At 66.5% G+C, this 14,412-nt stretch carries 1 protein-coding gene; it reads left to right on the forward strand.

Annotated features, from left to right (window positions below):
- Positions 1-248: 248 nt before the first annotated feature.
- The coding region (locus tag C7C45_RS32445) for a hypothetical protein (RefSeq protein ID WP_146247477.1) at positions 249-14,412 on the forward strand (14,164 nt) is incomplete at its 3' end.

Raw genomic sequence — 14,412 nt, forward strand, 5'->3', positions numbered from 1 at the left:
CGGTCACGGGTGGTGGTGCGACCGCGGCTGGTGGTGCGACCGCGGGTGGTGGTGCGGCCGCGGCTGGCAGGGCGGCTGCGACTGGTGGCGCTGCGGTGATGTCCGGTCCGGTTCCGGTTGGCAGCGCCGGAGGTGCTCCGGCTGGTGGGGGTTCGGGGCCGGTCCCGGTACGAGATTTGTCGGTCGCGGCTGGGCGGGGTGGCCCGGTCAGCTCGGTCGAATCGGTCACCGACGGTGGAACGGCCCGAGTGCGTGCTCCGCTCACCGGTGCGACCAGCGGTGCCGCAGCCACGCCAGTGGTTTCCCCCGGCGGGTCGGTGGTTTCTTCGGGCGAGGGTGGTGGGCGTCGTGTCTCCGAGGCGGACCAGCCTGCGGGTGTTGTCGACGGCCCGGAGACGGTTGGGAGTGCAAAGCAAGCCGATGCGCTCTCGCCCGAGACATCCGCACCGGTACAGCTCGACCGGGCTGGTCTGGAATCCCTGGTCAACATGGTTGCCGCCCAGGTCGCAGACCGTCGCGGGTCATCGCCTCGCCGGCGTGGGGCAGATCGGCGGCAGAGCGTCGAACTGCTCAAGGGACTCCAGGATGCGTTGTATCCGCAGCGGACACTCGACGTGGCCGGTACCGAGGACACCTCGGCCGTCCATGCGGGGCATCTGACAGATCGCATCGATGGCGACGAATGGCGTCCGGTGTCGTCGTGGGTTGATGTCGAGCGGCGGGTGACGAAGGCCGGGCCGGGTAGTACCGCGTTGGTCTGGCGGCAGGTTGCTAGTGGCGTCCGGCAGGCGTTCGCGGTGCACCACACCACCGATACGGACCAGCCGTTGCAGTGGGTGCAGCCGCAGGGCAAGAACGGTGCGCGGCTCATTACGCGTGAGCTGGTGGGACCGGTTTCCGCAGCCAAGGCGGTTGTCCTCGACCCGTCGGGAGCAGTGGTCCCGGTCGCCGCTACTTCGTCCTCGACCGCGGCGCTGGCGGACGAGTCGCGTGGCATTGGTCTGGAGATGGCCGGTGGTGTCGGCTCGGTGCCGGTTGGTGTGGCGGTTGTGTCGCGGGCTGATGATGGTGGTTGGTTGGCGGATGGGTTGCCGGTTGTTGTGCGGTCGTTGGGTGGTGCCCGTGGTGGTGTCGCTCTGCTGGCTGATGATGATTGGCGGTTGCTTGCTGATCCTGAGCGCCTGTTGCCGGACGGTACGGGGTTTGCGGTACTCGTGCATGGTGCGGGTGAGGGTGTGCGGGTTCCGGTTCGGCTCGGTGATGGCAGTGGTGGGGCGGTGGTGCTCACTGCGGAGCAGTTGTCTCAGATTCTTGACGGGGTCGCGCCTGAGGGTGTGGATCTGTTGTTGGTTGCCTGTGGTACGGGTCTGTTGGGTGACGGTTTTGCGCAGCGGTTGTCGGATGTTCGGCGGGTGGAGGTGTTGGCTCCGCCTGGTGCGGTGACGGTCGGGAGCCGGGATCAGCTTGCTGAGGTGTTGTCGTCCGGTGGTGAGTCGTGGGTGTTGTTCTCCCCGTCGGTGGAGGGTGCGCCTGGTGGTGGTTGGGATGTGGTCAACGACCTGTTGGACGGTGGCGGTTACCGGCGTTTCGACGGGATCGCGGCGGTGCCGGCGGCACCCGCGGACGGCCTGGTCCTGTCCGACAACACCCCGCAGAACCCTGGTGACGACGACCTGAGCGACAGGTTCTACGACGCCGACGAGGACGGAGAGCGAGAGGAGGGCGACGACAGTTTCTACACCGCTGAGGATGGCGAGAATGCACCCGTTGCCGGCTCTGGCCATGCCACGCCGGACGCCGTTGACTCTGATGACGACGATTCCCGAAGTGATCGTTGGCGTGCCGAGCTATCCGCGTTGATCGGCGACGATGACATGCACGCCGATCGCGAATACAGCGAGGGTGTGCCCGAGTCCGACTTTGGTCGTCTCGCGCCCGACTCTGGTCGTTCTACGCCTGACGCTGCTCGCAATGTCCTCGCGCAGATGCCCGGCACCCGGCCGAAGATTGTTCAGCGGGAGCCCGTTGTATCTACGTACGTTGGGCGTACGCAAGGGGAGCGGCCCGCTGACGGCCGCCTTTCCGCGCGCGATCGCGACGTGATCCATGAGCTGGGTCGGGAAGTTGCGCTGTCAGCGCTCCGTCGAGCTAGTTACGGCTTGCGGATGCCATCGATTCTTGTGAATCATCGGCGTGAGTTCGAGTATGGGATGGCGGAATCGAATTCGTGGCTGCGGGACGAGTTGCGCCGAATCGTGTCCGAGCAGTTGCCGGAACAGCACGCGCTCCTCGTTGCCAGCGGGGACGACTTGGGTCCGGTCGCCGTGGACCTCTCGTGGTCTTTGCCGGATTTGCCGGTCGACGGAGCGATCGGGGCGCTGGCGCCGCCCACGCCGCCGGAAGCTGCGATGGAGATTCACATCGTCAACCAGCGTTTGGATTGGGAGGAGCCGGAGCCACTCTCGGGTCAGAGCGGTCGGGAGCGCCCGACGATCCGTCGTCTTGAGGCCGATGATGCAGTCATTCTGGCCCAGGAGGTTGGATCGCTGCTCGACAGCCGTGACCAGTTCAGCAGCACGCATGTGAGGTTGCTTCCGTTCGACTACGACGCGGGCGGGGACACGCTCGCGGAGTACGAGGTATTCCGGTTGTCGCATGCTTATGTCGAGGTCCAGGTCATACGGTTGCGACTCGGCTTCGACGGGTCTATCCGGGGTGCGGATGCAGCGGAGCGACTGGCCCGGGAAATCGCGGTTTTGATCAACGAGCGGGGTGTCGTCCTGCCTGACGGGGCGGTGCTGTATGTGCACGTTGATGTGGTCGATTTTGGAGACGCTGATTGGCGGGTGACCCTCACCGATTCGAGCTCGGGTTTGTCTGCGGCGGCGAATCCGCAGGTCTGGCCCGATAGTCTGCTGTCCGAGGCCGCGCCTGAGGAAGCCAGGGTGCGGGTGCTTGCCCGGCTGTTGCGGATGTTGGGTGTGCACGATGTGGCCAGCGGAGGCCCGCTGTGGGGCAGGATGCGTGCCGGGCGCGTTCCCGACGAGTACCTGTTGCGGATCTGGAGGTTGCAGGCGAGCCTTGTCGCGACGCCGACCACCGACCTGAATTTGGACACCGATTACGAACCCGGGTCTCCGCTGCGGGACGCTGATGACTACCCAGCGCCATTCTTTTCCCCTGTTCCGGCCAGTCCATCTCAGCAGAGTCTCCTGGGCGATTTCGGTCCGTCAGGTCCCGGGCCGTTTGACCCGGATGTGTTGGCTGCCCTGGGTGAGAGGCCGGCGGAGTCGGGTGAGGGGGGTCCGTCGAGATCCGGGGCGGCTGTTGCGGGGTCATCGGCTGGCGAGCCGGATCCGAGTAAGGGATCACCGGTTAGGTCGATGCGACGGTTGCCCAACGGTGCGTGGTTGGTGCCGCCGCCAGACGTGGTTGACGGCGTGGCGGTTGACGCGGAACAGGCTGAGGCGATGGCGGCCGGGATGGTCGTGCCGCCGGATGTGGCTCTCGTGGTTGGGGTGCTGACCGCAACCGGTGAGCTGGCCGCGCGGGGTGAGGGCAGCCGCGAGTTGATGCCGGTGGACCATGTTCTCGATGGGCCGTTCAGCGTGCCGGCTGAGGGCACAACGGCGCCGATCAGTTCCCCGGATGTCCTGGTGCTGTATCACCTGTCTGCTCACGACATCGGCCGACCAGGGTGGCGGAGGGCTGGGCATTGGGCGCCCATGGACCGTTTCCAGCAGGCCGCTGTGCGGTTGCAGTCGGAGATCGACGATCGCGCTGCATGGGGTGCTCCCGTGCCGCGTGCGGTGGTCTTCGCCGGGCGCAACCCGTCCGGGTTCGATGGTTGGGGGGTTGTCCAGCCGGGCCTGGGCACGGTGTTGGGGCCGTATCCGCGCCTCGATATGGCGGTGAAGTTGGCCCGGTCGCGGCAGCCGGCCAGAGTCGGGCTGGCAACGGAGGTGCGCCATCGGTTGGCACGTTCGAGTACGTTCGTTGGTGACTCGATACTGTCGAGGATGATCGCCGCGGCCGGGAACGTGGATCCTGACGCGGACCGGTTGGGTGCGCCCGCTTATCAGCAGGATGCACCGGCGGTGGCGCCGGTGGGTCCGATCGGGCCGGTGGTGCGGGTGCCGGTGGGCTCGGCCCAGACCGCCTCGGCGCAGTTGGACGCGGCCCGTGCGTGGTTGGTGCCGGAGACGGTACGACAGGTCCCTTCGGCGGTGGAGCCCGTGGTCGAGGTGCTCCTGCCGGCCGATGTGGCGGTGCCGGTTCTGCATCTGCCCGCCAGCGGGGCGGATCCGGCGTTGGATGTGATGACCATTCGGCTGCCGAACGGGTACCAACGCGACTCCCGTATTCGACCGAACTTGTGGGTTTCCGGCTTTGCCGATGGTTTCGCGGCGGAGGTGCTGCCGGCCGGGATCACCACGGTGCGGCTGCTTGGGCGAGCCACTCCGCTTTTCGTGTTTGACCGGCTCTTCTTTGATCTGGGTCACTTGAACACGCAAGAGCTTGTGGAGTTGGACCCTTTGCAGGTCGGGGAGCGTCTGCCTTCTGCGGCGACGGGCGATGCGCAGGCGCTGGCGCTGACATGGCACGAACGGCAGGTGGCTGAGGAGCGGCATGGTCCCCTGTGGCGCGACCGGTGGGTGACCGAGGAACGGTATGCCCGCCTCGTGCAGGAGAACCCGGCGGCCGTGGAATGGGTCGTGGCGCGGTATCCGGCCGGTTCGGTGCTGTGGTCGCCGCGTTATCTTCGATGGTTGACCGGGCGTGAGTACGCCCAGCTTCGGCTACCCGATGCCGGCGGCGAGCGACGGGTGGTGGTGCTGCTGACGCCGTTGAGCCCGCAGGCCGGCGGGGATGATCCGGTGTTCATCCGTGATCTGTCCGGCGTGAACACGACAGTTGTTGTGGCCACCGCAACGGACGAACCGACGGGGAATGGTCGAGCTATCCCGGTAGGAGGCTTCTGGCAGATCTGGCAGGCACACGATTCGCCGGACGGCGAGCCTGACGGCGGTGGGCATCAGGACCTGGTCCACCTGCTGCATTCGATACTCGCCGCCGAGCCGGCGTCCGGCCGCGATCTGAACGATGGGTCCGGTAGTCGGGATGAGGTGTCCCCGGTCGGGTCGGTGCCTGAGTTCGATCAGTCCGGGGATGAGCTCAGAAGGATCGAGCTTCGGTTGCTGGCCGGGCGGCGAGCGTCGGCGAATGCGATCTGGCGCGCGCTGTCAATCGCGAACCCATTCGAAATTCGACCCCGTAGCGACCGGTCGACGGCGGTCGTTTTGATGGTGCCGCTTCGCTATATCTCCCGGCGGCCCGCCGAAGCTGGCCGATCGGATGTGGTCGGTGATGTCGAGTACCTGGACCTCGACGCGTTGCGCGAGGACGGCTTCTCGGCCGAGTGGATTCAGCGTGATGGCTCGCGTTGGTTGCTCACGGAGCTTCCAGTTAACTATTCGGACCTGCCGTCGTATCCGGATCCGCCGGCACGTGAGAGCGGCGAGTGGCAGTTGCCGTCGATGCCGCTGGCGGCGGCGGTGCGGCAGCTACCGGCTGGGGCGGGGTCACCAGACGGTGTGGACCGGGTATGGCAGGTGTTGCCGGCGTTGGGTGTGGCACCGGTCGGTGAGCCGGGTGGCGTTGGTGCGGATCCCGGTCATGACGTGGCGGCCGCGTTTGGTGGTGCGTTCGTCGACTCGCATCTGAGTGGTCTCGCGGATCTGCGGCCGGGTGCGATAACGGCTGTGTGGATCGCGGGGCCGGATCGTGCGGCGGGCGTGGTGTTGGTGGAACGCCGGTTGAGTGACCAGTTGGCGCAGAGCCGGTTCGGCGGGCAGTTGGTGGCGTGGAACCCACGTGGGGAACGCGGCAACCTGTTCTTCGGATTCGATCTTGGGCAGGGCGCTCAGGCAACCACCGACGTGTTGCCGCCGTTGCTGCGAGGGCCGGTGCAGTTGGTGCGCGACGGTCAGGGGCAGCTGCGGCAGGTTGTCGTGGCGGGCTCCGGGGAGACGGTCGCCACCACGTCGTCCTCGACCGCGACGCTGGCGGACGAGTCGCGTGGCAACGGTCTGGAGATGGCCGGTGGTGTCGGCCCGGTGCCGGTTGGTGTGACGGTTGTGTCGCGGGCTGATGACGGTGGTTGGTTGGCGGATGGGTTGCCGGTTGTTGTGCGGTCGTTGGGTGGTGCCCGTGGTGGTGTCGCTCTGCTGGCTGATGACGATTGGCGTTTGCTTGCTGATCCTGAGCGGCTGCTGCCGGATGGGGTGAGGTATCCGGTACTCGTTCATGGTGCGGGTGAGGGCGTGCGGGTTCCGGTCCGTCATGTTGACGGTGCGGTTGGGGCGGTGTCCCTTACTGCGGAGCAGTTGTCCCAGATTCTTGACGGGGTTGCGCCTGAGGGTGTGGATCTGCTGTTGGTTGCCTGTGGTACGGGCTTGTTGGGTGACGGTTTTGCGCAGCGGTTGTCGGATGTTCGGCGGGTGGAGGTGTTGGCTCCGCCTGGTGCGGTGACGGTCGGGAGCCGGGATCAGCTTGCTGAGGTGTTGTCGTCCGGTGGTGAGTCGTGGGTGTTGTTCTCCCCGTCGGTGGAGGGTGCGCCTGGTGGTGGTTGGGATGTGGTCAACGACGAGCTTCCGGATGGTAGTTACCGGCGTTTCGACGGGATCGCGGCGGCGCCGGCGGCACCGCCGCACGGCCTGGTCCTGTCCGACAACACCCCACAGGACCCTGCTGACGACGACCTGAACGACAGATCCTACGACGCCGACGATGAAGACGGAGGCTCCGTCGTCGGCGCGACAGAGCCATACCTCCAGACCGAGATCGCCGGTCCAGCCAGGGTGCTGCGGTTGGACACGGAGGACAGCGAGCCGAGCGACTCCGATCTCAACTGGATCCAAGCCACAGGTGAGCAGTTCGCCATGGCCGCGGCCTTCCGAGCCCGTTACGGCATGCGAAGTCCGACGATGATCATCGGCGTCTATCGGCCGAACGGTCAACGGCACGAGGATCCGCGTCAGGTAGCTGCCGCTCGTCGGGTGGTCCAGCAGTTCATGCAGGTCGTACCCGAGCGGGTGCGAGATCTCGTCGGGTCTGGCTTCAGCCAGGATTCGTCTCCGCAGGTCTATCTGGCGCCAGAGTTGCCGCGTCCGGATCTGGCGGGCCAGTACGCCGTGGAAATTGTGTACGCCAACGCCAGGATTCCGAACTGGGCGATGGACTCTACGCACACCACGCCGACGATCGTTACCGATCACGGACCGGACACGCACAATTTGTCCCAGGAGGTCGAGCGGGTGCTCGCCTCCCGTGAAGACCTCGAGACCCATCAGGTTCGGCTGTCACCGTCTGGAATTGACCCGTCCGATTGGGGTCAGTCCATTGATCGCCCGATAGCGGCCTACCGGGTGTTCCACTTGGAGCGCGCCGGTGCGCTCGACGAGCGGCTCGTCATGGTCTTCCAGCTCAGGCTCGCCGTGACGGCTGCGGTTGAGGACCAGCCGAGGTTGAGCTGGATCGCCCAGCGGGTTATGGATCGGGTCAACGGACGGTTCACTGCGTTCGGCGACCTGCTGCACCTGGACGTTCAGATGAACTTCAACGATGCCGACGACGCCGACTGGCGGGTAAACCTCGTTGACGGTCCGGGGTCGCCTGACGGGGCTGCGAATCTCCCTGAGCTGTGGCCAGCGGACCCCCTGCTTGTCCAAGGTCCTGAGTTGGCCGATGCCAATGCCGAAGCAGCGATGCTCGCCCGGCTGTTGCGGATGTTGGGCGTCCACGACGTCGCCAGCGACGGGCCGTATTGGAATGAGATGGCCGACGGGGGGGTGCCCCACGACTATCTGCTGCGGGTCTGGTTGCTTCAGCAGACCCTCGGCGACGTGCCGGCGAACGAGTACTCGCCAGTTGAGGTCTCCCCACCCGGCTCGCCGAGCCGGTGGGCAAGGCCGGACGAGACCGCCTCCGAGTTGTCCGACGGCGGTTCCGATGGCGCGGCGCCCGAGTCCGCCGAATCCAGCGGCGACCTCGATCCGGCAGACGGGCCCGGGCCGCAGGAGCAGCAGGCCGAAAGCTTGCCTCACGTCATAGAGCTGCTGTTCGACTCGACGGACGGGGAACACCCCGGAGCCGTCGGCGACGAGATTCGAGGTCTGGGTCACGAACTCGCTCGTGCCGCGGCAATTCGGGGCCCCCTCGGCTTGCCGATGCCGATGGTCAGGATCCAGATCCCTCAGCCTGCTGGCCAACAGAGCGAGAACCCAAGGGAGGTGGCTGCTGCCCGCGAACTGTCTTCGGTGTTGACCAATTACGTGTCCGAGCACGCGCCGCAACATTTCCAGCGTCACCATGTCACGGAATTGGTGGATGGAGAATGGGATTCGTACTGGCGCCTGCCGGTGGCGATGGAGTGGGGGGGTGAGCGGTCCGTTCACGCCGGGCAGTACGTGTTGCGAGTCGCGTATGGCAACAGCACGGTTCCTAACTGGGTGATCGACAATGCAGTGCATGGGTGGACAATCACTGATTTGGATCCCGGGCAGATGGCCGGACTCATTAGGGACGTGGAGGACGAACTCGTCGCAAATGAGGACTTGCTTGCCCCGGTTTGGCTAGGGCCGTCTGCTGGGGAGTTCAACTCAGAACTGCCGACCGCGGCGTACCGGGTGGTCGAGTTAGTGCATGATCAGCCGTCCGAGGGCCGCAACGTCCTGGTCTTTGCACTCAGTCTCCGCGTGAGCGTCGAGCAATGGACCATGAGAGAGCCGGTGAAGAGGCTCGTCGAACTGGTCGTGGGTCGGATTAACGGGCGATTCGCGCTGCCCGGCGGCAGCATGCTGCACCTGAACGTGCACCTGAACATCGCCAGGGGCGATCACACTGACAACGCCGACGACCTCGACTGGCAAGTGGTCGTTGAGCGTTCGCCGTCGGATGTCCCGTCCGCCGCAAACCGTCCGGATGTATGGCCGGCAGAATTCTTTGCCGAGCCGGACGGGTCTGCCGAGGCCCAAGCGGCGCTGCTCGCCCGACTGTTGCGGATGTTGGGCGTCCATGACGTCGCCAGCGACGGGCCGGCCTGGGATGAGATGGTCGCCGGAGGTGTTCCCGACAACTATCTGCTGCGGATCTGGAGGGTCCAGCAGACCGTGGGCGAGGCGCCACGCAGCCCCTTCCCGCCACTTGAGGTCTCCGCGCCCAACTTACCGGTCGCGTCGGAATTGATGGACGAGACTGGTTCCGAGTTGTCCGCTGACGACCCCGAAGCCGAGCCTGTGTTCCTCCCTCCATCCAACTTCCGTACCGCCAGTGACGCCGGCAGCGACATCCTATTCAGCGACGACGAGCCCGACGGGGACGACCGCGAGGCCACTGGCTTCGGCGACGACCCCACCGAGGCGTTCAACATCGAGCGGCAGCCGCGCCCGGCCGAGAACTCTCCATCCGTCGTGGAGCTGGTGTTCGACTCCATGGACGAGGGCCTCTCCGGAATCGGTCTCACCGCGATCCAACGACTGGCTGACCGGCTCGCTCTCGCCGCGGTCTTTCGATTCGGCCTCGGCCTGCCGATGCCATCGGCGGAACTCGTCGTCCGTTACCGAAACGTCGCTCAGGAGGCGCCGCCCGCTCACCAGGTGCACCGCGAGCTGCGCCGAATCGTGTCGGAGTTGGCACCGGACCACCACCAGTGGCTCTTCAATACCGGAGTCCTGACCAGTCTGTGGGATCCGTCGTGGTCACTGCCGGTTAGGCAGTCTGTCGAGGAACGGCGGCCGGATAGCCCAGGGGCCTACGGGCTGGAAGTGCGGGGCGTCGACGACGCGGTTCCGATCTGGATAAACAGTCAGGACGTCCCCACGCTGCGGATCAGCTATGCGGAAGGGGCCGCGACGGCCCTTGCTGCACAGGTCCGTCAGGCGATGGCCGAGCGTGACTTCCAGATTCAATCGGTGCGGCTGGATTCGTCTGCTCCGAACGACGGCCGCCCCGCTGCGGCGTACGGGATGCTCCGGCTCCAAATTGACGATCCGGCCGGTGCCCGGAACGTCCTGGCTCTTCTGCTCAGGATCGACGTGAACGCCGAGAGCCAGAACCAGGACCGCCGGGACCGTCTGGTCAGCCTCGTCCACGAGGTGGTGAACTCTGTCAACGGGCGGTACATTCTGCCCTCCGAGGAACTGCTGCAACTGGAAGTCCGGTTGAACTTCGGCCAGTCCGACGACGCCGACTGGCGGGTGAGCCTGGTCGACGGTGACGCGCCGCAAGGCTCAGCTGCGAGGTCGCCTGACGAATGGCCAACTGATCTCCTGCTTTCCGAAGGCGATTCGGCTGCCGAGGCGGACGCGGCGCTGCTCGCTCGGCTGCTGCGGATGTTGGGCGTAAACGACGTGGCCAGCGACTGGCCGCATCGGAATGAGATGGTCGACGGAAATGTGCCCGTCGACTATCTGCTGCGGATCTGGTTGCTTCAGCAGACCGCCGGAAGCCCGCCGCTCAACTACTACTCGGCGCCGGCGACCTCGCCGGACGCCGAGCCTGCCGATGATGCGGACGTGGTGCAGGAAGGTTCCCGGATCGAGCTGCTCGTCGACCTGTCCCGCGACTGGCCGCAATCCGACGGGTGGTCGCCGCCCTCCGATGTGCGTCGCGGCCTGGGATTCTTTAGTGTCTTGTTGCCCGAGGTATTGGCCCGGAACCTTATCGGACTGCCCATGCCTCGGCTGGCGGTCACCTTCTCCGCGAACGAAGAGTCGTATAATGCGGTCCCTGACTCGTGGATCCTGGCGGAGCTGGAACTGGATTTCACCTTCTTTCTGGGGAGAATCATTGCTCTTCGTCAATATTCTCCCGCTTCGTCGTACTTGACAAACTCACCGGACCAAATCGCCATGGCAATGAGGCAGGCGATCCTCCCGATTCAGCGCCGCCTGGACCCATCGGCGGGGCAGCACGTTGGGATAGTGGAAGTCAGCTTCGAGACTCCCCGACTCAGCGGCCACCAACAGGCTGTTTACCGGCCGGGGCTGCTGGCGCTCTCGGCCGACCAGGAGCGCGCTCCGGGCTGGTGGCGGGTGTTCGAGCCGGTCCGCGGCGTGGAGGCCCGGCTCGCGCAGACCGGTCCGCTCGATTTCCGTCAAGTGGGGTCGCCGGGCCTGGAGAACGTTCCGTTCGACGGCGAACACGTTTCCTATGTCTACCGCGATCTGGACCTCCAGGCGGACGTTCGGGTGTTCCTGCTGCGTCTGGCCTGGCGTGCTGGTGACGGAGTCGGGCCGCAGCTACTCCGGGACCAGCAGGCTCTCGTTCAGCAGGCTGCCGCCTCGCTGAACGAACGGTTCAGGTTGCCCGGTGGCGAGCAGTTCCACTTGTTGGTCGTCCCAAGCCCGCCGGAGGACGCCGACCGAGTAATCACTGTCTCGGCTCAGGGCGCGACGGGTGATCGGGGTGGGTGGCCGGCGGGGCTGTCGGGCCAGGAGGTGCGGGTACGGCTGCTGAGCCTGCTGGGCGCGCGCGAAGGGGCCAGCACGCATCGGGCCATCGCCCAGATCTGGGTCGAGTCGCAGACCGGGTGGTATCAGATCGACTCTGTCGATTCGACGTCGAGCCGGCACGGACCGGTGGTCGGTTCGGATTCGGCCGGGGCGGGCAGTGCCGAGCTGGGCGAGGCAGGACCGTCTCAATCGGGGCGGTCATCGGCGCCGGACCTCGACGAGCGCGGGCCTGAACCCACGCTGCGGCGTTTGTCGAACGGTGTGTGGTTGGTGTCACCACCGGACGTGGTTGGCGGCAGTTCGGTGGACGTGACCGCGATCGAGGCGGTGACGGCCGAGCTGGCCGCGCCGGAGAACGTGGCGCTGATTGTCGGTGTGCTGGTCGAGCATTATGGGATCGCCGGCCGTGGCGCGCACCGTGGGATTTTGCGGGCGGAGGATCTCCTCGACGAACCGTTCAGCGCACCGGGCGCGGCTGACGGGGTACGGGTCAGCTCCCCGGATGTCCTGACGCTGTATCTGCGCGGGACGCACGACGACTCCCGAAGGTTCGCCAACCGCGTGCAGTCGGCGATTGACGAGCGCGCCCTGCACGGTCATCCGGTACCGCGGGCTGTGGTCTATGCGGGTTGGGGATCATCTGCGACTCCCGAGTGGTGGGTGACCCACCCGGGGTACGACGGGCCGTCCGGGCCATTCGGCAGCCTGCGGGACGCGGTGGATGACGCCCGGGTCCGGCAGCCGCGCTGGCTCGACCTCCCTGCTGAGCTGCGACGCCGATTGGCGGGTGGAAGCTCGTTGGTCGACGACATGACCTTGTCGTCTTTGGTTGCCGAGCACGCGGGAGTTGACCCCGAAGCGCAGATGCTGGGTATGCCCTCCTATCAAGTACTTGAGGAAGAGCCGCCGGTAGGTCCGCTTGGGTCGGTGCGGGTGCCGGTGGGGTCGGCCCGGACGGAGTCGCTGTCGCTGGATGCGGCGCGGAACTGGGTGCGGTCGCGGACGGTGCAACGGGTGCCCTTGGCGGCCGAACCCGCGGTCGAGGTGTCGCTGCCGCCCGAGGTGATGGCCCCGGTCGTCTACTCGCCGGCTGGCGAAGCCGGCCCTGAGCTGCACGTGGTGACCATCCGGCCGCCGGACGGCGTCGACGACCATGGTTACCCTGTTTGGCGGGATCTGTGGGTGTCCCGGTTCGCTGATGGTCTCGCGGCGGAGGTGCTCCCCTCCGGGCTCACCGCTGAGCGACTGATCAACCTGAGAATCCCGCTTGCCGCGCTTGACCGGCTGTTCTTTGATCCGGGTCAATTGAATACGCGAGAGCTTCTTGAGCTGGACTCTCTGCCCTCAGACGCGACGAACGACGCCGAGGCGCAGTCGTCGATGCGGTGGGTGTCCGAGGCGCAGTACGACGACCTGGTGCGGAGGAATCCGGCGGTCACGGGACGGGTCGTGGCGCGGTATCCAGCCGGCTCAGTGCTGTGGTCGCCGCGTTATCGTCGATGGTTGACCGGGCCTGAATACGCCCAGCTTCGGCTCCCCGACGTCGGGGGCCAGCTGCGGGTGGTGGTGCTGGTAGCGCCGCTGACGCCGCAGGCCGGCGGCGACGAACCCGCGTTCATCCGCGACCTGTCCAGTGCGAACACGACAGTCGTCGCGGCCAGCATCCTGCCGCCGGACGATCCGGCCAACCCGGATGTGATCCAGTGGCGAGACCGGTCTGCGGGTTCGACGCTCGCCGGACCTGACCTCGGCAGGCTTCTGGCTTCGCGACTGGGCGTTGAGAGACGACGCGGCGCGCACGATATGATTTCAAGATTGCAGTACGGGACTGATCCGTCCGCCATGCGGGAGGAATTGTTCAGGGTCCGGCGATTGAACCTGAACGTCCGGTCCTCCGGAGACGGCACCACCGCCTTGACGTTCCGGTTTGTCGATGCCCCCGCACCGCACACCATCTGGGACTGGTTGGCGGGCAGTGGGGGCCTCGCGGTCGGATTCGAGGACCCGGCCGATATCGCGTTCGATCAATTTGACGGCGATGAGACCGGTTTGATCACTTTGACGGTGCCGGATCGGTATCTCATTCAGTACGACGCTCGTCACGCACAAGTCTCGTACCTGATGGTGGACACCACCGCGTTGATCGACGATGGGTTCTCGGCCGGATGGATCAGTGGCGAAGGCCAGCAGTGGTCGATCATCCGGCCTCCCCACTACGTTCCGGACCCGCCGCCGATGTACTGGCATCAGGTGTCGGCACCGTTGCGGGCGGCGGTCTACGAGCTGTCGCCCTGGGACGGCAGGTCGCCGGACTCCGTGGCACGGGTACGCCGGGTGTCGGCTGCGTTGGGCGTGGTGTTGGTCGTCAGCTTGAGCGACGACAGCTCCGGTCAGGATCTGGCGGTGGCGTTCGGTGGCGCGTTCGTTCCGGCCGGCGTGGGCGGTCTGGCGGAACTGCGGCCGGGTGCGGCGACGCCCGTGTTGGTGGCGAGACCGGGTGATTCCGGGTTCATGGCACTCGTGGAACGCCAGGTGGACGGCCAACTGGTGATGTGGGATCCGCACGGAGACCCGGGGGAGCGGTTCCTCGAATTCGGTGTCTCCGAGACGCCGGAGCACCGGGCGGCGTTGGGCCTCGGGCCGGCCGCGGACGTCGCGCACCTCTTGCCGCCGGCGCTGCGGGGTCCGGTGCGGTTGGTGCTGGACGACGAGGGTCGGCTGCGGCAAATCATGACGGCGGACGTGCCGGGCACGGTCGTCTCCGCTGGTGCTCCGGTCGCACCGGGCACCGGCGCGCGGACTGGTGACGAGCCGGGGCAGCAGCCGGGTCCGGCGGAGTCGTTTGGTCGTGGTCGGGCGGCGGGTCCGGGTTCGGGTTTGGCTGGTGGGGTTGTTGCGT

The sequence above is a fragment of the Micromonospora arborensis genome, assembly GCF_003205615.1.
Classification (GTDB): domain Bacteria; phylum Actinomycetota; class Actinomycetes; order Mycobacteriales; family Micromonosporaceae; genus Micromonospora; species Micromonospora arborensis.